23 protein-coding genes and 1 riboswitch are annotated in these 19,626 nt (G+C 44.1%); of the genes, 17 read left to right on the top strand and 6 right to left on the bottom strand.

Annotated elements, in window-relative coordinates; all coding sequences use genetic code 11:
- Positions 1–15: 15 nt before the first annotated feature.
- Positions 16–918 carry a hydroxymethylglutaryl-CoA lyase gene (locus tag AB1K89_RS01845; RefSeq protein ID WP_413053106.1) on the bottom strand — a complete coding sequence of 301 codons (903 nt, stop codon included), beginning with the start codon at positions 916–918 and terminating at the stop codon, positions 16–18.
- 101 nt (positions 919–1,019) lie between these two features.
- On the opposite strand from AB1K89_RS01845, the gene AB1K89_RS01840 reads away from it, so the two are divergent.
- The 4 genes from AB1K89_RS01840 (at position 1,020) to AB1K89_RS01825 (ending at position 3,495) form a co-directional block, all read left to right on the top strand.
- Complete coding sequence (locus tag AB1K89_RS01840) at positions 1,020–2,204, top strand: acetyl-CoA C-acetyltransferase (protein WP_413053105.1); 1,185 nt, start codon at positions 1,020–1,022, stop codon at positions 2,202–2,204.
- Between the two features lie 20 nt (positions 2,205–2,224).
- On the top strand, positions 2,225–2,473 hold the full coding sequence (locus tag AB1K89_RS01835; protein ID WP_413053104.1) for a YqkE family protein: 249 nt from the start codon (positions 2,225–2,227) through the stop codon (positions 2,471–2,473).
- 120 nt (positions 2,474–2,593) lie between these two features.
- Positions 2,594–3,139: a YhcN/YlaJ family sporulation lipoprotein gene (locus AB1K89_RS01830; RefSeq protein ID WP_413053103.1), complete on the top strand. Its 546-nt coding sequence runs from the start codon at positions 2,594–2,596 to the stop codon at positions 3,137–3,139.
- A 197-nt stretch (positions 3,140–3,336) separates the two neighbouring features.
- Complete coding sequence (locus AB1K89_RS01825; protein ID WP_251694726.1) at positions 3,337–3,495, top strand: aspartyl-phosphate phosphatase Spo0E family protein; 159 nt, start codon at positions 3,337–3,339, stop codon at positions 3,493–3,495.
- 36 nt (positions 3,496–3,531) lie between these two features.
- Here the strand turns inward: AB1K89_RS01825 and AB1K89_RS01820 are convergent, their stop codons facing one another.
- Positions 3,532–4,629, bottom strand: coding sequence for a branched-chain amino acid aminotransferase (locus tag AB1K89_RS01820; protein ID WP_413053102.1), 1,098 nt, complete (start codon positions 4,627–4,629; stop codon positions 3,532–3,534).
- Positions 4,630–4,828: 199 nt separating this feature from the next.
- On the opposite strand from AB1K89_RS01820, the gene AB1K89_RS01815 reads away from it, so the two are divergent.
- The 4 genes from AB1K89_RS01815 (at position 4,829) to AB1K89_RS01800 (ending at position 9,100) form a co-directional block, all read left to right on the top strand.
- Positions 4,829–5,953 (top strand): NAD(P)/FAD-dependent oxidoreductase, encoded by a 1,125-nt coding sequence (locus AB1K89_RS01815; protein WP_413053101.1) that lies wholly within the window; start codon positions 4,829–4,831, stop codon positions 5,951–5,953.
- Between the two features lie 96 nt (positions 5,954–6,049).
- Positions 6,050–7,147 carry a carbohydrate kinase gene (locus AB1K89_RS01810; RefSeq protein ID WP_413053100.1) on the top strand — a complete coding sequence of 366 codons (1,098 nt, stop codon included), beginning with the start codon at positions 6,050–6,052 and terminating at the stop codon, positions 7,145–7,147.
- Positions 7,144–8,052 (top strand): pseudouridine-5'-phosphate glycosidase, encoded by a 909-nt coding sequence (locus tag AB1K89_RS01805; protein ID WP_413053099.1) that lies wholly within the window; start codon positions 7,144–7,146, stop codon positions 8,050–8,052. Before AB1K89_RS01810 ends, AB1K89_RS01805 begins: the two co-directional genes overlap by 4 nt.
- A gap of 289 nt (positions 8,053–8,341) precedes the next feature.
- Positions 8,342–9,100 carry an exodeoxyribonuclease III gene (locus tag AB1K89_RS01800; protein WP_413053098.1) on the top strand — a complete coding sequence of 253 codons (759 nt, stop codon included), beginning with the start codon at positions 8,342–8,344 and terminating at the stop codon, positions 9,098–9,100.
- Positions 9,101–9,165: 65 nt separating this feature from the next.
- Here the strand turns inward: AB1K89_RS01800 and AB1K89_RS01795 are convergent, their stop codons facing one another.
- Positions 9,166–9,462, bottom strand: coding sequence for a KGG domain-containing protein (locus AB1K89_RS01795; RefSeq protein ID WP_413053097.1), 297 nt, complete (start codon positions 9,460–9,462; stop codon positions 9,166–9,168).
- A gap of 261 nt (positions 9,463–9,723) precedes the next feature.
- A riboswitch (purine riboswitch) is annotated at positions 9,724–9,825 on the top strand.
- A gap of 150 nt (positions 9,826–9,975) precedes the next feature.
- On the opposite strand from AB1K89_RS01795, the gene AB1K89_RS01790 reads away from it, so the two are divergent.
- Both AB1K89_RS01790 and AB1K89_RS01785 read left to right on the top strand, forming a co-directional pair.
- The gene (locus AB1K89_RS01790; RefSeq protein WP_413053096.1) at positions 9,976–10,563 is read left to right on the top strand and encodes a xanthine phosphoribosyltransferase; all 588 of its coding nucleotides are present in this window, start codon (positions 9,976–9,978) and stop codon (positions 10,561–10,563) included.
- Positions 10,560–11,858, top strand: a complete 1,299-nt coding sequence (locus tag AB1K89_RS01785; RefSeq protein WP_413053095.1) for a nucleobase:cation symporter-2 family protein — start codon at positions 10,560–10,562, stop codon at positions 11,856–11,858. The genes AB1K89_RS01790 and AB1K89_RS01785 overlap by 4 nt, the downstream gene beginning before the upstream one ends.
- Before the next feature lie 54 nt (positions 11,859–11,912).
- Here AB1K89_RS01785 and AB1K89_RS01780 read toward each other — a convergent pair whose 3' ends face one another.
- Positions 11,913–12,152, bottom strand: a complete 240-nt coding sequence (locus tag AB1K89_RS01780) for a hypothetical protein (protein WP_413053094.1) — start codon at positions 12,150–12,152, stop codon at positions 11,913–11,915.
- A gap of 104 nt (positions 12,153–12,256) precedes the next feature.
- Complete coding sequence (locus AB1K89_RS01775; protein WP_413053093.1) at positions 12,257–13,159, bottom strand: aldo/keto reductase; 903 nt, start codon at positions 13,157–13,159, stop codon at positions 12,257–12,259.
- Positions 13,160–13,263: 104 nt separating this feature from the next.
- Between AB1K89_RS01775 and AB1K89_RS01770 the strand changes: the two genes are divergently transcribed.
- Complete coding sequence (locus AB1K89_RS01770; RefSeq protein WP_413053092.1) at positions 13,264–13,809, top strand: NUDIX domain-containing protein; 546 nt, start codon at positions 13,264–13,266, stop codon at positions 13,807–13,809.
- Between the two features lie 26 nt (positions 13,810–13,835).
- Here the strand turns inward: AB1K89_RS01770 and AB1K89_RS01765 are convergent, their stop codons facing one another.
- Positions 13,836–14,213: a hypothetical protein gene (locus AB1K89_RS01765; RefSeq protein WP_413053091.1), complete on the bottom strand. Its 378-nt coding sequence runs from the start codon at positions 14,211–14,213 to the stop codon at positions 13,836–13,838.
- 249 nt (positions 14,214–14,462) lie between these two features.
- Here AB1K89_RS01765 and fur point away from each other — a divergent pair, with 249 nt between their 5' ends.
- From fur to spoIIAB, 6 genes are all read left to right on the top strand, one after another.
- Positions 14,463–14,921 (top strand): ferric iron uptake transcriptional regulator, encoded by a 459-nt coding sequence (fur, locus tag AB1K89_RS01760; RefSeq protein ID WP_252503486.1) that lies wholly within the window; start codon positions 14,463–14,465, stop codon positions 14,919–14,921.
- Positions 14,922–14,971: 50 nt separating this feature from the next.
- Positions 14,972–15,871 carry a site-specific tyrosine recombinase XerD gene (xerD, locus tag AB1K89_RS01755; RefSeq protein WP_413053090.1) on the top strand — a complete coding sequence of 300 codons (900 nt, stop codon included), beginning with the start codon at positions 14,972–14,974 and terminating at the stop codon, positions 15,869–15,871.
- 46 nt (positions 15,872–15,917) lie between these two features.
- The gene (gene deoB / locus AB1K89_RS01750) at positions 15,918–17,111 is read left to right on the top strand and encodes a phosphopentomutase (RefSeq protein ID WP_413053089.1); all 1,194 of its coding nucleotides are present in this window, start codon (positions 15,918–15,920) and stop codon (positions 17,109–17,111) included.
- A gap of 14 nt (positions 17,112–17,125) precedes the next feature.
- Positions 17,126–18,424 (top strand): pyrimidine-nucleoside phosphorylase, encoded by a 1,299-nt coding sequence (locus AB1K89_RS01745; protein WP_413053434.1) that lies wholly within the window; start codon positions 17,126–17,128, stop codon positions 18,422–18,424.
- A 414-nt stretch (positions 18,425–18,838) separates the two neighbouring features.
- Entirely contained in the window at positions 18,839–19,189 is a 351-nt protein-coding gene (locus AB1K89_RS01740) for an anti-sigma factor antagonist (protein ID WP_252503483.1), read from the top strand.
- On the top strand, positions 19,179–19,625 hold the full coding sequence (gene spoIIAB / locus AB1K89_RS01735) for an anti-sigma F factor (RefSeq protein ID WP_413053088.1): 447 nt from the start codon (positions 19,179–19,181) through the stop codon (positions 19,623–19,625). Before AB1K89_RS01740 ends, spoIIAB begins: the two co-directional genes overlap by 11 nt.
- Position 19,626: the final 1 nt, after the last annotated feature.

Raw genomic sequence — 19,626 nt, 5'->3', positions numbered from 1 at the left:
TCAACTTCAACTCCTTCAGCAGCTGCGATTTTTGTACAATTTGTACATTCCTGTTTCAATAGGATGCGAAACATGAGGAGCTATCATTCCAACGGCATCACAAATTTTTTCAACGTCGATTCCCGTTTCAATCCCTAGCGAATCAAGCATATGAACGACATCTTCTGTCGCTACATTCCCCGTTGCGCTAGGGGCAAAAGGACATCCTCCTAGGCCGCCTGCGGAAGTATCGAAACGGTCGATGCCTGCCTGCAATGCAGCAAAAATGTTGGCGATTGCCATTTTTCGTGTATCGTGGAAATGGGCGGTCAGCAACACTTCAGGGAACCGCTCTTTTAATAATTTGAACAGCTCATAGCTTTCAACGGGGTTTGCCATCCCGATTGTATCCGCAACACTCAACTCATCCACACCCATGGAAACGAATCGGCTGCATAGATTACTAACTTCTTCTTTCTCTATCTTACCCTCATACGGACAATAAAACGCAGTTGAAATGCACGCCCTCACGAAAATGCCATCACGTTTCAATTTTGAAATGACGGGTTCAAGTGCATCCAAACTTTCAGTAGTCGTACGGTTGATATTTTTCTGATTGAACGTATTGCTGACACCGACAAAAACGGCGATGCTCTCCGCGCCTGCTTCGATAGCAAGCTCAGCCCCTTTTTCATTCGGCGCTAAGACGAATTGGCGTCCAATTTTCTCTGTCTTTTCTACGATGTTTTTTGCATCTGCCATCTGCGGCACCCATTTCGGCGAGACGAAGGAAGTAAGTTCCATTTCCTTAATGCCTGCAGCTTGCAATGAATGGATAAAGTTCAGTTTCACTTTTTCTTCGACATGATTTTTTTCGTTCTGAAGGCCATCCCTTGGTCCTACCTCGATAATTGTGACGTTCTTTGGTAAAATGAACATATCATCCCTCCTGTATCTATTGTACTGAAGGGGTGCGCTGAAGGGCAATGCGGAATGTCTAATTCTATTTAATTATGAAAACAGGAATAGGGGGAATTGATATGTCAAACGAAGTAGTGATTGTTAGTGCTGTACGTACGGCAATTGGATCATTTTTAGGGTCATTAAAAGATGTATCGGCAGCGGAACTCGGTGGAATCGTCATTAAGGAAGCAATTTCACGTTCAGGAGTGAAGGCTGAAGATGTGGACGAAGTGATCATGGGGAATGTTTTACAGGCGGGGGTTGGTCAAAATCCGGCCCGGCAAGCGGCAATCAAGGGCGGACTGCCTGAAACGGTTCCTTCCATGACAATCAATAAAGTATGCGGATCCGGTTTAAAAGCGGTCCACTTAGCGAGACAAGCAATCCTTGCGGGGGATGCGGACATCGTCGTTGCAGGCGGCATGGAAAATATGAGCCAGGCGCCATTTTTATTGAACAACGCAAGGGAAGGCTTTAAGATGGGTGATCAGAAACTCGTCGACAGCATGATTTCGGACGGACTTTGGTGTGCTTTCAATAATTATCATATGGGGATTACAGCAGAGAACCTCTGTGACCGCTATTCGATCACAAGGGAAGAGCAGGATGCTTTTTCGGCAGCATCCCAAGAAAAGGCTGCAGCAGCAATCGAAAATGGGAAATTCAAAGATGAAATCGTCCCAGTGGAAATTCCGCAACGAAAAGGCGATCCAATCGTATTTGATACGGATGAGTATGTAAAAGCAGGAACAACAACCGACAAATTGGGGAAATTGCGTCCTGCATTCAAAAAGGATGGAAGTGTAACTGCGGGGAATGCTTCTGGCATTAATGACGGAGCAGCAGCATTTGTCATCATGTCACGATCAAAAGCAGATGAACTCGGAATTTCACCTCTAGCTATTTTGACTGCAAATGCAAATGCAGGTGTCGATCCGGCTTTCATGGGCATCGGACCTGTCCAAGCAGTGAAAAACGTACTTGAGAAATCAGGAATGGAACTTGCGGATATCGACCTGATTGAAGCGAACGAAGCGTTCGCGGCACAATCGCTCGCTGTCGACCGTGAGCTTCAGTTTGATAAAGCTAAATTGAACGTAAACGGCGGCGCAATTGCGTTGGGCCATCCAATCGGAGCAAGTGGTGCCAGAATCCTTGTCACACTATTGCATGAGATGAAACGTCGCGATGCTAAAACGGGTCTTGCTACATTATGCATCGGTGGCGGACAAGGTGTCGCTACGATCGTTCAGCTTCCGTAAAATGAAAGAAGGTGGTTCGAATGGCAAGGAAAAAATCGAGGACAGCAACTCCTGTAAAGCAGGAAAGTCAAAAAGCTACACTTTCCGAGGCGCTTGATAATGATATCTTATTAAAATTGAAAGCAGCCAAAAAGGATATGACGGCAAAGATTGAAGCTGAAGAAGCTGAGCGCCAAGAAAAGCTACGGCGTGAACGTATAGAACGGGAGAAGAACAAAAGCTTTGCCGAATTGCTCGAAGAATATGGCGAAAGCGGAACGAAATATTGAAAGTATGAACCGGATGGAATTTACCATTCGGTTTTTTCTATGCAAATAAAATGAAAAACCCTGAATAGAAGAAGAAATGTTACGCATTCTATGGTTGATCAAATGACAAGGAGTGAAAGAATGATGAAAAAATTAGCGATTTTTCCGCTTTCGTTGCTGCTCGTGCTTGCTTTAGTTGGGTGTGCAAACAATAAGGGGACAAACAACACGAATGGAAATGCTACGAATGACCACAACGGAGTAACGGAAAATACTGGCGTTGGAGAATCTGCTCATGGAAACAATGGAAACAATAATTTGGTCAACGACCATAACAACGCTACTAACAATGGCCAATCCAAAGTGGAAGTCGCGGATGATGCAGCGGATAAGATTGCAGCAATGAATGAAGTCGAAAGCGCAAACGTTCTTGTAACGGATAGAAATGCCTACGTTGGTGTCCAATTGAAGAAGGGCACTAAGGAAGACGAAGCATTGAAAAAGAAAATAGCAGACGAAGTCCGACGTGTACATTCCGAATTTAACAACGTATATGTATCGTTCAATCCGGATGTCGTCAAACGCTTTACCGAATATGGAAATCAAATTCGTGCTGGTGAACCAGCCGAAGGATTTTATAATGAATTCACGACTAGTATCAACCGTATGTTCCCAGAAGCGAAATAGTTGATAATCCAATTTTTACATGGGGTTTTATGTTTATTGGATGAGGGGAAGGGGTATATATGCATACCTCTTCCTTTCATTTGTGACGAATTTATGACAAGTATTTTATTTCGTGAATTACACACACAATTCGACATAATTTTCAGACTGTCTACATTATGATAGGCAAGGGTAAAAAAATTGATGGAGGAAATGCGATGCGATTGATTGGCAAACAACTTTTATCTTTTAAAATCCACATGAAAAGATCAAAGATGGTCAAAATAGCGAAAGACCGCGGATTTACTCATCCGGCAGTAGTAGCATGCAGCCAAGAATTGGATTCATTATTGAATCGTTATCAAAATATAGCGTAAAAAAAGACATACCGATCGACGGTATGTCTTTTCCAATTAAGCCAATTTTGCTAGTTCACTCTTCATTTCAACGACCCAATTGAAAGGATCTTCTTGTTTTCCGTTTTGGATATTGCTAAGTGTGTCGAATAATTGTGTTGCCAATGGCCCGGTTTCACAATTATTGACAACCATTTTATAGCCGTCCCAATTTAATTCACCAACTGGTGAAATAACAGCTGCCGTACCGGTTCCAAAAACTTCTTCAAGTTTTCCTTCATCATAGGCCGACCTTATTTCTTCCATTGAAATTTTCCGTTCAGAGACAGGGATTTCCCAATGACGCAGCAATTGAAGAATCGATTTTCTTGTAATTCCTTCCAAAATACTTCCGCTGATGGCCGGTGTAATGACTTCTCCATCAATTTTGAAGAAAATATTCATGCTTCCCACTTCTTCGACATATTTCCGTTCAACTCCGTCCAACCAGAGTACTTGCGAATAGCCGCGTTGATCGGCGACCTCCTGGGCTTTCAGACCTGCCGCATAATTTCCAGCTGTCTTAGCACCACCCGTACCGCCTTTTACAGCTCTGACAAATTCGTTTTCGACAAGAATTTTGACTGGATGGATACCTTCTTTGTAATAGGAACCTACTGGAGATAGGATGATGAAAAATTGATACTTCTTCGCTGGAGCAACACCTAGGAATGCTTCATTTGCAATGACAAAAGGTCTTATGTACAAAGAGGTGCCTTCCAAAGTTGGAATCCAGTCTTTTTCAATTTGGATGAGCTGGGTCAAAGCGTGCAATGCCATTTCTTCGTCAATTTGTGGCATGCAAAGCCGGTCGAGCGATAGGTTCAAACGTTTCATGTTTTCCTCAGGACGGAACAGACGCACTGTACCATCAAGCGATGAACGATACGCTTTCATCCCTTCGAAAACTGTTTGCCCATAATGCAGAACAATCGATGCAGGATCCAATGTGACCGGTGCATATGGAACGATGCGATGGCTATGCCACCCCTTGCCTTCATCATAATCCGCTACAAACATGTGATCCGTGAAGCATCTGCCAAACATGAGATTCTCGGGATTCGGTTTCTCTTTTTTTGAATCGCTCAGTTTAATCTGGATGGGTAATCTAGTCATTCCGATCAAATCTCCTTATTGTATAGTCAAACGACCATGTAATTTTGAATAAAGCAATTATACTGCTTTTTTAGAAAAAATGTAAGAGCTAATTGTTGTATTATTATTACGATTTTGAAAACGCTTGCAACATATCTATGTTTGTATGTATGATTTTCCGCTTGTACAATATACGTAAAAAGAAGAAAAGGTGTTTACTATGGATCGGATCATTATTATTGGGGCAGGAATACTCGGTGCTTCTGCAGCTTATCATGTGGCGAAGCTAGGTGCAGAAGTGATTGTCGTCGACCGGAAGGACAAAGGGCAGGCGACTGATGCTGCAGCTGGAATCATTTGTCCATGGCTATCTCAGCGTAGAAATAAAGCGTGGTATGCTTTGGCAAAAGGGGGAGCATCCTATTATCCGGAGTTGATCCGTCAGTTAGAGGAAGACGGCGAGACCGAAACAGGTTATCGGAAAGTCGGTGCGATTAGTTTACAACGTGAATTGGACAAGCTTGAAAAGATGGAAGCGCGTGCTTTAAAGAGAAGGATAGAAGCTCCTGAAATCGGTCGCGTGAAACTGCTAAATGAACAGTTAACTTCTGATCTTTTCCCGCCATTGTCCGAAGGTTTTTCATCTGTCCACGTTGAAGGCGCTGCTCGCGTCGATGGAAGAGCGTTACGAGATGCGCTGATCAATGCTTCCGAAAAGCATGGGGCAATCGTTAAGCGTGGGTCTGCGACGCTCGTTATAGATAATGATGAAGTTTCTGGCATCACGGTAGACGGAGAAGTGATGAAAGCTTCAAAAGTAATTATTACTGCCGGGGCGTGGGCAGCAGAATTGTTGGAGCCATTGGGACTGAATATAGAGGTGAGCGGGCAAAAGGCGCAAATCGTCCATTTACGTTTGGATAGGCAAGACACGTCAGGATGGCCTGTCATCATGCCGCCTACGAATCAATATATTTTGCCTTCAGAGGAAGGGAAGGTCATCGTCGGAGCGACTCATGAGGATGAGGCGGTCAACTTGATCCAGCCGACTGCCGGAGGAATCCATGAGGTGTTGGACAAAGCATTGAAAGTGGCGCCGGGGTTGGAGGAAGCTACATTTGAAGAGGTGCGTGTCGGCATTCGTCCGTTCACACCCGGTTTCCTGCCGGTCATCGGGGAGGTGCCGGGACATCCTGAGCTGCTATTTGCAACCGGTCTAGGTGCATCTGGATTAACGGTTGGCCCCTTCCTCGGTAAACAATTGGCGAATATGGCGCTCGGACGCGAAGTCGATATTGAACTGTCTATGTATGAGGTCGAAAAAGCGATTGGAAATGCAAAGTAAGGCTTAAGAAGGATTGTTTGAAACGAACGAAATTATTTCTTGCAAACGATAAAACAAAAGTTTACAATTAAAACAAATGTTTAAAGGGTGATGGAATTGAATGAAAAGGAAAGGGCTGTTCTTGACTTAATTCGAGCCAACCCTTATTTATCTCAGCAGGAAATGGCGGATACGCTCCAAATTTCGAGACCTTCCTTAGCAAATATTATATCCGGTTTAATTAGACAGGGGAAAATTACGGGCCGAGCATATATTCTTCCTGAGGAAAAAGAAATTATATGTATCGGTGGAGCGAACATTGACCGGAAATTCCATCTGAATGAACAGACGCAGCTTGGAACTTCAAATCCAGCTTCCATGACCGTTTCCGTCGGAGGCGTTGCCCGAAATATAGCCGAAAATTTAGGTCGGCTTGATCATCACGTCCGACTACTTACTGTTGCAGGAAATGATAGCGATTGGGACGTCATCGTAAGGGAATCCTCATCTCATATGGATGTCTCAGATGTTGGCCAACTGATCGGGAAATCGACTGGTTCGTATTCAGCTGTGTTGGATCCCGAAGGTGAACTTGTTATCGCCATGGCGAATATGGAAATTTACGATTTCTTGACGCCTGCCTACTTGGAGGAGAAATCAAGGATCATTTCAAATGCAGCTATGATCATAATCGATTTAAACTGTCCGAAGGAGTCAGTCGATTATATTAAGAACCTAGCGAGCCAAAAGGGGAATCCGCTCGTCATCATTCCTGTCTCTTCTCCGAAAATGAACAGGATGCCGAGTGATTTGAAAGGCGTCACATGGTTCATCTGTAATCAGGATGAAGCGGAGACGTATACAGGACTCTCTATTCACACTGAAGCGGACTGGAAGAAAGCAGTCCATGACTTGCTTGCGTTCGGTGCGGAAAATGTTGTCGTCACTGCCGGCTCGAGAGGAATCATGGCAGCGACTGCTGGCGGGGAAGCAATCCATTTTCCTGCCGTTGACAACGTGCATGTCGAAGATGTGACTGGAGCAGGGGATGCATTTGTATCGGGATTGCTTCATGGCCATTTAATTGGAGAGCCATTTGAAGAAAATGTCCGCATGGGATTAGTGAATGCGGCAAAGACGTTGGAATGCTCCTATACAGTTAGACCGGAATTGACAAGAGATCTTCTTAAAAAAGAATTGGAGGAATTACAATGAAACAATATTTATCGTATTCACAAGAAGTGCAAGAAGCAATGGCAGCAGGGAAGCCTGTAGTCGCGTTGGAATCCACAATCATCTCACACGGTATGCCATATCCGCAAAACGTGCAAACTGCGAGAGAAGTAGAGCAAATCATCCGCGATAACGGTGCAGTTCCTGCAACAATCGCAATCATTGATGGCATGATTAAAATCGGCCTTTCAGACGATGAGCTTGAAATGTTCGGCAATAGCCAAGGAGTTGCAAAAGCGTCAAGACGTGATCTTGCGTATTTAATCGCAACAAAACAACTTGGTGCAACAACAGTTGCCGCTACGATGATCTGTGCTGCACTCGCAGATATTAAAATCTTCGTTACTGGAGGAATCGGTGGAGTCCACCGTGGTGCTGAGACGACAATGGATATTTCAGCTGACTTGGAAGAGCTGGCACAAACGGATGTAGCTGTCATTTGTGCAGGTGCGAAATCGATTCTTGACCTTGGTTTGACACTTGAGTATCTAGAAACAAACGGTGTACCTGTTGTCGGTTACGGCACGGATGTCCTTCCTGCATTCTTTACACGTGAAAGTGATTTCGGACTTAATATCCGCGCGGATGAGCCTCAGACGATAGCTGACATGCTACGCGTGAAATGGGACCTTGGCTTGAAAGGCGGCGCAGTTATCGCTAACCCAATTCCGGAAGCGGACGCAATGGACAAGTCATTCATCGACGGAATTATCGAAGAGGCGCTTAAAGAAGCGGAAGAGCTTCATATCGCCGGAAAAGACGTTACGCCATTCATGCTTGGCAAAGTGAAAGACCTAACAGAAGGACGCAGCCTCGATGCTAATATCGCTTTAGTGAAAAATAATGCGGTCGTTGGCGCGAAAATCGCGGTTGCATTTAACGCATAAGAATAGAAAATTGTGAGGAGCTGTCCAGGAAGTGTCTGGACAGCTCCTTTTTTCCTGTGCCGCGTTAACGAGAACTCTTCGTAAAAGAATGAGAACTTTAGACACTTTAACGAGAACTCTTGGTAAATGAAGGAGAACTTCAAGCGACTTAACGAGAACTATTCTAGGTTAAACGAGAACTCTAAGCGAGTTAACGAGAGCTTTTCATGGAAGAACGAGAACTCCCTGCTTTACGACACTCCATTTTCTAGTACAATGATAGGTATTGTGTAAAGAAGGAGTTTTTATCATGAAATTGATCTCGTGGAATGTCAATGGGTTAAGAGCATGTGTCCGGAAAGGGTTTTTGGACTATTTCATAGAGCAGGATGCCGATATTTTCTGCATCCAGGAAACAAAACTGCAGGGCGGGCAAATCGAGCTTGAGCTTAAGGGATACTACCAATATTGGAATTACGCGTTGAAGAAAGGCTATTCGGGTACAGCCGTCTTCACGAAAGAAGAGCCGATAGCCGTTACATATGGAGTAGGAGATTCGGAATCAGAAGATGAAGGCCGGATTTTAACATTGGAATTTCCTCGATTTTATTTGGTGAATGTATATGCGCCAAATGCGCAAAGAGATCTAGCTCGCCTTCCTGTCCGGTTGGATTGGGAGAAGAGGATGAGGGATTACCTGAGTCAATTAAAAAGAACAAAATCTGTAATCTTCTGCGGGGATCTAAATGTGGCCCATCAAGATATCGATATACGTAACTACAAATCTAACGTAGGGAATTCTGGATTCACGATAGAGGAAAGAGGAGAATTTACGGCCTTATTAAATGAAGGATACATTGATACATTCCGTCATTTGAATCCGGATGTTGAAGGGGCGTACACGTGGTGGTCCTATATGCGAGACGTCAGAGCAAGGAATATCGGTTGGCGGATCGATTATTTCCTCATATCGGATTGTCTGCTGCCGTATTTGAAAACAGCAGATATTCATGCTGATATAATGGGAAGCGACCATTGCCCGATCGTATTGGAAGTGGATATTTATTAATAATAAAAACAGCTGGAGGCAGTCAATGAAAACTGCTTCCAGCTGTTTCAATCATATCGTTCAAATTAACGGTTACTATGGTTGTTATCGTTTTGTTGAGCGCGGGCTTCTCCGCCTTTTCTACCGATTTCCTCGTAGAAATCCCTGTCATGATTTTTCGCAGTAGCTTCTCCGCCTTTGCGTCCAATTTCTTCATAGAAATCTCTGTCATGGTTTTTCGCAGTGGCTTCTCCGCCTTTGCGTCCGATTTCTTCGTAGAAGTCTCTGTCATGATTTCTCGCAGTAGCTTCTCCGCCTTTACGGCCAGCTTCTTCCAAAGACATTTTCCCGCGATTGTTGTTATTGTTGTTGTTTTTAGCCATAATAAATATCTCTCCTATTCGTTGATATATTTGTAGTGGCCTACAGTCCATCTATTGCCTTGCATATAGAATGATAAACTGGTTCACAGGGGAATTAATCTAAGTGAAACATAATTAACATTTGTGAGATAATAGTTATAATAAAGTAATGTTCATGCTCAAAGTGCTCCTTGTCGTTTTTTCCAAGTTTTACATTCATAAAATCAACATATTTTACTAACGATCATTTATTGAATACTGTCATATGCATGATATAATGAAACCTTAAATAAAACATCCACTCATATAATCGCAGGGATATGGCCTGCAAGTTTCTACCGGTCCACCGTAAATGGACCGACTATGAGAAGCAAAGTAGAAAAGGTTCATGCGTTCATGCATGTGGCTTTTTTATTCATTCGGTTAATTCAAACCCCGAATGACCTTGCTCCACTCATAACATGAATGGATGCACGGTCATTTGGGGTTTTTTTAATTCCTTCTGATCGTGAATTAAAAAGGAGGAACATCAGGTTGAGGCAGCTTCAAGAAAAAATCATGCAGGATGGGAAAGTACTTTCCAATCAAGTGTTGAAAGTGGATTCGTTTTTGAATCATCAAATCGATCCTCCACTTATGAAGGCGATCGGAGAGGAATTTGCGGATAGATTCAAAGAGGAAGGTGTAACAAAAATCCTTTCCATTGAATCATCCGGAATCGCTCCAGCCATGATGGCGGGTCTGGTATTGGGGGTACCTGCGATTTTCGCTCGAAAACGCAAATCATTGACGATGAGCGATCACTTATTTACGGCTGACGTTCATTCCTTCACGAAAAATGAAACGAATGAAATTTCCGTTTCAAAGGATTTCTTGAAAAAAGGGGATAAGGTTTTAGTCATAGATGATTTTCTTGCAAATGGACAAGCAGTGCTCGGACTTCTTGATATCGTAGAGCAGGCGGAAGCGGAGCTCGTCGGGGTCGGCATCGTCATCGAAAAAGGCTTCCAGCCAGGGGGCGCGATGATTCGGGAAAAAGGGATCCGTGTAGAATCATTGGCGATCCTTGAATCACTTGCACATGGAAAAGTCGAATTTAAGGAAGAAGGGTCATCATTATGAAATCAGCTGTATTAGGAATCCAACATTTACTCGCTATGTACGCCGGGGCGATTCTCGTACCGCTAATTGTAGGGTCGGCAATCGGTTTGTCTTCTACCCAGTTAACATACCTCGTATCAATCGATATTTTAATGTGCGGAATCGCGACAGTATTACAAATTATGAATAACCGGTTTTTCGGAATTGGATTACCGGTTGTACTAGGATGTACGTTTACAGCGGTCGGCCCGATGATTTCCATCGGCGGCAATTACGGAATTTCTGCAATTTATGGGGCGGTCATCGCTTCTGGACTAATTATCGTTCTTATTAGTACGTTTTTCGGGAAGTTAATCAAATTCTTCCCGCCAGTCGTAACAGGATCAGTAGTTACAATCATCGGAATTACGTTAATACCTGTAGCTTTGAATAATATGGGCGGAGGTTTTGGAGTACCTGATTTCGGTTCATCTACTAACATCATTCTCTCATTTGGAACATTGCTATGCATTATTCTTTTATACCGTTTTACAACTGGTTTCGTTAGATCGATTTCAATACTACTCGGAATGGCTGCTGGTACAGTAGCAGCGATGATGTTTGGTATCGTTGATTTCAGTGCAGTGAACGAAGCTTCTGCATTCCATGTAGTAACGCCGTTCTACCTAGCAACACCGACGTTTCATCTTATTCCAATTTTAACGATGACGTTGGTCGCGATGGTTTCATTAGTGGAGTCTACAGGCGTGTACTTTGCGTTAAGCGATATTTGTGAGAAGGACATCAATGAAAAAGATTTGGCGAAAGGCTATCGTTCCGAAGGATTGGCTTCATTAATCGGCGGGATTTTCAATGCATTCCCATACACGACATTTTCTCAAAACGTCGGTTTGGTACAAATGTCTGGCGTTAAATCGCGTAGAGTCATTCTTATTACGGCTATCATGCTCGTCTCATTAGGCTTCATGCCGAAAATTGCTGCGATGGCAACAGTGATCCCGACTTCAGTATTGGGCGGCGCAATGGTTGCGATGTTCGGCATGGTTATTTCACAAGGGATTAAAATGTTAAGCAAGGTTGTAGGAGAATCACAAGAAAATGCGATGATCATCGCTTGTTCAGTAGGACTTGGCCTAGGAGTATCCGTCGTCCCTGATATCTTCGCAAGCCTTCCTGCAAGTTTCCAAATGTTAACGGGCAACGGCATCGTAGCTGGCAGCTTGACGGCAATTTCATTAAATATCATATTCAATATGCTGCCTTCGAAAAAGCGTAAGAAAGCAACGCAGGTACATTTGACTGAGCAAGAAGTATAATACAACAAATAGAAAAAAACGAGACTCCATTGCAGAGTCTCGTTTTTCATTCGCTTATTTACTATCGTCTGTATCTGTGTCAGTATCCAAGTCAGCATCAGTATCTGTACCGTCATCTACATCAAGATCGACATTTGTATCTGTACCATCGTTGACACCGTCATCTACGTCAGCTGGTGGATTATTCACATCTACGTCCGTATCGTCGTCGCCATCTCCACATGCTGCAAGTAGACCGACGGAAAGGAACGTTGCTGCTCCAAGTTTCAACCATTTTTTGTCTGTGATTTTCATTTAAATCTCCTCCAAAGGTGTAATCTATAATTGTTGCCTACTTTTTAGATACCCTTCAGAGAGATTACTAATCATTACAATTTTATTACAGAAATATTACATCGTTATGGACGATGATCAATATACTGATGCATTTTCGATAATTTCGATATGGAATCGAGTTCTGATTGGTCCATCACCTGTTCATACGAGACAATCGAATCAAGTAGTTGATTTTTCGAGCTGGCGCCGATTAAAGCTGAAGCGACTGCGTCTTCCTTTAAGTTGAATGATAGGGCAAGCGCATGCACTTCCGCGGTAGCTTCATGAACCTGCTTGACAGTCTGCTTAAGACTTTCTGCATCATGCGCTCCGAAACCGTCCATTTTCTCGACCCTCGATGTTCCTTCATTTGTCAATAATCCTTTTGCCAATGTCCCCCGAGTGATGACAGAAGCTCCTGCTTCACGGATCATCGGGAACCATTCCTCGGGACGACGGTCTAATAGACTGTATTGCATCATCACAGAGACGGCGGAACTGTTCGTTAAGAAACGTTCAATGACATTCGGTCGTATTGACGAAATGCCGTACTGCCGGATGACCCCTTCCTTTTTTAAAGCCTCGAACGCTTCAATCGTTTCCGTCACGTCATCTTCCATCGTTCCACCATGCAATTGATAAAGATCGATGTAGTCAGTTCCAAGACGTCTCAGACTGTCCTTTACGGCTTCCATTATATATGTTTTGGAAGCATCCCATACCCAGCCATCTTCTCCTGGAATCACCCGGTTGCCGACCTTCGTCGCAAGAATGATTTCGTCACGTCTGCCTTTCAAAGCTTCGCCAACGAGAGATTCATTTTTGCCGGCAGCATATAAGTCCGCTGTGTCGAAGAAATTGATGCCGGCATGGATTGCCGCGTCAACTATGCTTTTCGCTTCTTCCAAGTCGTCTGGGAATGACATGCATCCAAGTCCTAGTTCAGATACATAAATGCCACTATTTCCAATCTCCCTCTTTTTCATTGGAGCACCTCCATAATTGTTTTCATCTACTTACAATAAACTGTACAATGTAGAAGTTAATAGGGAAAGTTTGTTGCTTATTGAAAGAAAAGGAGCGTGTTAAAATGAATCGTTTTGAGGAAAAGACTGTTGCATCGGAATTGTTGTTTGAAGGGAAAATCATCTCCCTCCGTGTCGATGAGGTCGAACTACCCGACGGCAAGCGTGCGAAGAGGGAGCTCATTGATCATCCCGGCGCTGTCGCAATCATACCAATTACAGATGACGGGAAATTGATTCTTGTTGAGCAATATAGAAAGGCATTGAATCGTTCCATCATTGAAATTCCTGCAGGCAAGATCGAGTCCGGCGAAGATATTGAGGTGACAGCGCTTCGAGAATTGGAGGAAGAAACGGGATACGGGGCTCATAAATTTGACTACTTGCAGTCATTTGCGACATCACCCGGATTTGCAAACGAAGTCATTCATATTTTCGTAGCTCAAGGACTATATAAAATAGACAAGCCTGCCGCAGGCGACGAAGACGAATTCCTTGAAATTATGGAATGCACAATTGAAGAAGCGGAAGAAATGGTGTTGGATCAGCGGATTTACGACGCAAAAACGGCTTTCGCGATTCTCCACGCTAAAAAACTTCTGCAAGATTGAGCTATTTCGGAACGGACAAGCATACGTTATAGAAACGATGCGGAGGTGAAGCCTGTGGTCCGTTCCTTATCTTTTATCCATCTGTTTATCATACTAGCCGTCGGATATATCGGCGGGGCATTGTTATTCAGGGAAATTCCGATTGCTGCATCCGAAAAATGGATCGGCTTTTTCGATCCGAGAATCATTTCATTATCCGATGGATCTATACTGAGGCCCTTTATAACGATGCTGTTGTTTTTTGTTGTGACATTCTTTCTAGCCGTTAACAACAAAACAAGGCATGCGATATTGTTTTTCGGTGCAGTTAAATGTGTTTTATTCGGATTGTCATCTTCTTTTCTCTTATATTCAGGAATGAAAATATGGGAGTATGCAATTTGGTGGTTCCCCTTCCAGTTCATTTCCTGCCTCATATTCCTCATTTATTGTACTGTGTTAAGCCCGCCTTATTTCAACAGGGTATCGAGGAAAGCGCGGAATCTGCAAGCGGTTCCCGTACTGGCGGGTGTATCTTTATTTATTTTTTTAGTAGAGATTACTATATTTCATTTTCTCATTCGGTGATTGGATTCAAAGTCTACTTTTCCCTTTCTGTTGTAACAAAGAACGCCTCTTTGATATAATGGTATCAGTGTTGAGGGGGGCGTCATATGGAGAGCCGGATTGAACGGATCAAAAAGCAATTGCACGGGGCCAGCTATAAGTTGACGCCTCAGCGTGAAGCTACGGTCTTGGTCCTTCTTGAGAATGAAGAAGATCATTTAAGTGCTGAAGATGTTTTTTTACTTGTCAAAGAGAAAGCGCCGGAAATCGGCCTTGCTACTGTCTATCGGACATTGGAACTGCTGACGGAGCTGAAAATCGTCGACAAGATTAATTTTGGTGACGGTGTTTCCCGATATGATTTACGCCAAGAAGGGGCATCGCGTTTTCACCATCATCTTATTTGCATTGAATGTGGAAAAGTCGCTGAAATACAGGAAGACCTTTTGGGGGATGTTGAGAAAATTGTCGAAAGTCGATATGGATTCAATGTTAAAGACCATTGGTTGACCTTCCATGGGATTTGCGAAAGCTGTAAATCCGCGGGAAATGACAGTAAAAAGTGAAATGGGGATGGCATGATGCTGTCCCTTTTTGTCATTGAGGGGTGAAATACATGAAGGATAGTAAATTTGCTTTGGAAGATTACATCCATTTTCTAAAGGTTGAAAGGCAGCTGTCACAAAACACGGTCACTTCCTACAGAAGAGATCTTTCTGATTATATAACACAATTGGAAAAGGCGGGGATCGGGTCGATTGATGACATCGATCGTTCCGCAATCCTGCAATATTTGCATAGCTTGAAAGAGCTTGGGAAATCTTCAAGGACGGTTGCGAGGCATATTTCTTCAATACGGTCATTTCATCAGTTCCTTTTACGGGAAAAAGTAACAACGCAAGATCCGACCGTCCATTTGGAAATGCCGAAACTCGAACAAAAACTGCCGTCAGTCCTTTCCGTGAAGGAAGTGGACAAATTGATTTCTATGCCGGAAAGCAGCAAGCCACAAGGGAAAAGGGATATTGCATTGCTGGAGCTGCTTTATGGCACCGGAATGCGTGTCAGTGAGCTGATTGGTTTGAATATTGACGATATCCATATTTCCATGGGGTTTGTCCGTGTTTTCGGAAAAGGGGGCAAGGAAAGGATTGTGCCTCTAGGCGGCGGTGCAATGAAAGCATGCACAGCATACATACGGGAAGCACGTCCAATTTTCATTGCAAAAACGAACGGAACAGACGCGCTTTTTGTCAATATGAGGGGGAGCCGCTTGACTCGGCAAGGTTGTTGGAAAATAATTAAAGGATATGCATTAGAAGCTGGAATACAAAAAGAACTGACGCCGCATATTTTACGTCATTCTTTTGCGACCCATCTCATTGAGAATGGGGCGGATATTCGTGCTGTCCAGGAAATGCTCGGTCATGCAGATATTTCTACAACACAGATTTATACGCATGTGAGCAAAGCGAGATTGAAAGATGTATATGTGAAATTCCATCCCCGTGCGTGAAAACATGGAGGACATTTTGGAAAGTATGAATATTGGAGGTATTGATATGAAAGAAACGAAATTCAATCGCATACATTTGATCGTACTTGACTCGGTCGGAATCGGCGAATCACCTGATGCTCATTTATTCGGAGATCAAGGAGCAGATACACTCGGCCATATAGCAGAACAAATGGGCGGATTGAAGATGCCAAATATGGGGCGTCTTGGCTTATCGAACATTAAGGAAATTAAAGGTGTCGACGTTGAAGCTGATCCGGCTGGAGTATACGGATTGATGCAGGAAGCTTCCGTAGGCAAAGATACGATGACGGGCCATTGGGAGTTGATGGGCTTGAATATCGATAAGCCATTCAAAGTATACCCGAATGGATTCCCTAAAGAGTTAATTGATGAATTGGAGAAAAGAACGGGTAGAAAAGTGATCGGCAATAAGCCGGCGAGCGGAACCGGTATCATTGACGAGCTTGGCCAGGAACATATGGAAACAGGCGCAATCATCGTCTATACGTCCGCGGATCCTGTTCTCCAAATTGCAGCGCATGAGGGGATCATTCCGATTGAAGAGCAATATCGCATTTGTGAAATTGCCCGCGAACTTACATTGGAGCCAGAATTCCTTGTCGGCCGCGTCATTGCGAGACCGTTTGTCGGAGAACCTGGGAACTTCACCCGTACGACAAACCGGCATGATTATGCATTGAAGCCTTTTGACAGAACGGTTATGAACGAACTGCAGGACACTGGGAAAGCGGTCATCGCAGTTGGTAAAATATCCGATATCTTCAATGGAGAAGGTGTGACGGAAGCTGTTCGGACGGTGAGCAATATGGATGGCGTCGACAAATTGATCGATGTGATGCAATCGGATTTCACCGGTCTTAGCTTCACGAATCTTGTTGATTTCGATGCGTTATTTGGGCACAGGAGAGATCCGATCGGTTATGGAAACGCGTTGCAGGAATTTGATGCACGCCTACCAGAAATCATTGAGTCATTGAAACAGGATGATCTGCTCATCATTACAGCGGATCACGGAAATGATCCTGTGCATAGCGGAACTGACCATACAAGGGAATATGTGCCATTACTCATTTACTCACCGGCTTTCAAAGGCGGCGGCGAATTGCCATTACGTGAAACATTTTCGGATGTCGGAGCGACAATCGCTGATAACTTCAACGTGAAGTTGCCGGAGTTTGGGGAAAGCTTTTTACGTTCATTAATTGAAAAGGTGTGATGTTTGTGTTCAGGATGGTTGATATCATTGAGAAAAAAAGAGACGGGGAAACCCTTACTAAAGAGGAAATAACATTTTTCATAAACGGCTATACGGATGGGTCCATACCGGACTATCAGGCGAGCGCTCTCTTGATGGCGATTTACTTTGAAGGTATGACGGCTGAGGAACAAGGCCATTTGACGATGGCAATGGTTGAATCAGGAGACCAGATCGACCTGTCGGCAATCGAAGGACTAAAGGTCGACAAGCATTCCACTGGCGGCGTTGGCGATACGACAACGTTGATACTCGCGCCATTAGTTGCGGCTTGCGGAGTCCCGGTTGCGAAAATGAGCGGCCGAGGCCTCGGCCATACAGGCGGCACGCTCGATAAGCTTGAAGCAATCGAAGGATTCCATATTGAGCTTACTGAAGAGCAGTTCGTCAAACAAGTGAATGATTTGAAAGTCGCCGTCATAGGCCAAAGCGGCAATTTGACGCCTGCTGATAAAAATCTGTATTCTTTACGTGATGTGACTGCTACGGTTAGCAGCATCCCACTCATTGCAAGCTCCATCATGAGCAAGAAAATAGCTGCTGGTGCAGACGCAATCGTATTGGACGTGAAAACAGGCGATGGTGCTTTCATGAAGACATTGGAAGATGCCGAAGCTCTTGCACATTCCATGGTTGCGATCGGCCGCCAAGTCGGAAGAAACACGATGGCAGTCATTTCGGACATGAGCCAGCCGCTAGGCTATGCAATCGGAAATGCGTTGGAAGTGAAAGAGGCTATCGATACGCTCAAAGGCGAAGGGCCTGAGGATTTGACTGAGCTTTGCCTCGTCCTCGGAAGCAAAATGATTGTTGCCGGCGAAAAGGCGGAAACGGTTGAAGAAGCACGTACAATGCTCGAAGCCGTCATCAAAGACGGTTCAGCATTAAATCTGTTTGCGCAATTGATAGAAGCGCAAGGCGGAGATGCTCGGATTGTACACGATCCAACTTTACTTCCATCCGCGAAGTTCCAAATCGAAGTGCCAGCCTTGACTACAGGCACCATTTCCAAAATGGAAGCGGATGAAATCGGTGTCGCAGCGATGCTATTAGGAGCAGGAAGAGCAACAAAAGACGACGAAATCGACTTAGCTGTCGGCATCGTCTTGAAGAAAAAAATCGGCGATACAGTAACCGCCGGCGAACCTGTTGCAATCATCCATGCAAACCGCGAAGACGTTGCAAAATCCATCGACCTAATCCAAAAACATATCCATATCTCAGATAAAGAACAAGAAAAACCAGCCTTGATCCATGAAATGATTACAGGCTGACAGCAAACAAAAAACCATTTTGAGTCCTTGAAAAAGGGGACTTGAAATGGTTTTTTATTTGCTTAAATTTATCTCTAATAATAAGAAACACTGTTGATTGTAGCGAAAGGCGGCGACTCCTGGGGGATAGCGAACGCCGTTACGAAGAACGGCGTTTGCGAGCACAAGCGCAGCGCTGCGAGCAGGAAGTTGCAGGGAGCCCCCGGAAAGCGTCCGCTCGGAGCGGAAATCACCTTTATTAAAATGCTCTATTTATTCCTAACATGTGTAAACTGTCCTAAAAATGGATAGACTTTTTTAGGTAGAATGCTTTGTCGAAAGATAGGAACTTTGCAAATTTAATGACTAGTTATGTCAGGTGAAAGGGTTTTCCTTGTCCTGTGTTGAATGTTCCGCATGAAGGAGGGATTCAGCATGGCTGATATTAATCAAATTGATGGTATTGTGGTCGTAACATTGGCAGGGGAGTTGGACAATCTTGAAGCGAACAGGATCCGTTCCACGATCTCTTCTTCCATCTTCACTGGAAAAGTGAAAGGAATCGTCTGGGATTTGAGCCGCCTCGGATTTATGGATAGCGCAGGCATCGGGCTCATACTTGGCAGGATGCGTGATTTGGCACCATTTAATGGTGAAACGCTCATCTTGAACCCATCCCCGACAATGGAGAAGATCTTCAATTTTTCCGGCTTAGGGTCCAACATCAGACACGGCTCGGTCGACAGTGTAATTGGCGAAATCGGAGGGGTCTTATATGAGAAATGAAATGACATTATCATTCGTTGCAATTGAAGAAAACGAAGCGCTTGCGAGGATGGCGATGACATGCTTTATAACGCCATTGGATCCGACCCTTGAAGAGATCTCGGAATTCAAGACGATCGTATCGGAAGCGGTCACCAATGCCATTATACATGGCTATGATTGTGACGGGGAAAGCATGGTGACGATCCATGCTGTCATTGATGAAAACAAGGTGACGATGACAGTGGAAGACAAGGGCGGAGGAATTTTTGACGTGCAACAGGCAATGGAGCCAATGTTCACTACAAAGCCGCTCGCTGAAAGGTCAGGAATGGGATTTACGATCATGGAAAGCTTTTCGGACAATCTCTCAGTGGAATCATCCATCGGAAATGGAACGGTAGTGCGATTCGAGAAAACGTTTTCTCCGGTCACGGAAGCAAGCAGAATGAGGTGAC

Origin of the sequence: Sporosarcina pasadenensis, assembly GCF_047228845.1 — a bacterium.
GTDB lineage: Bacteria > Bacillota > Bacilli > Bacillales_A > Planococcaceae > Sporosarcina.
The sequence above is the reverse complement of the archived record's forward strand: the minus strand, read 5'-3'. Positions and strand labels throughout refer to the sequence as shown.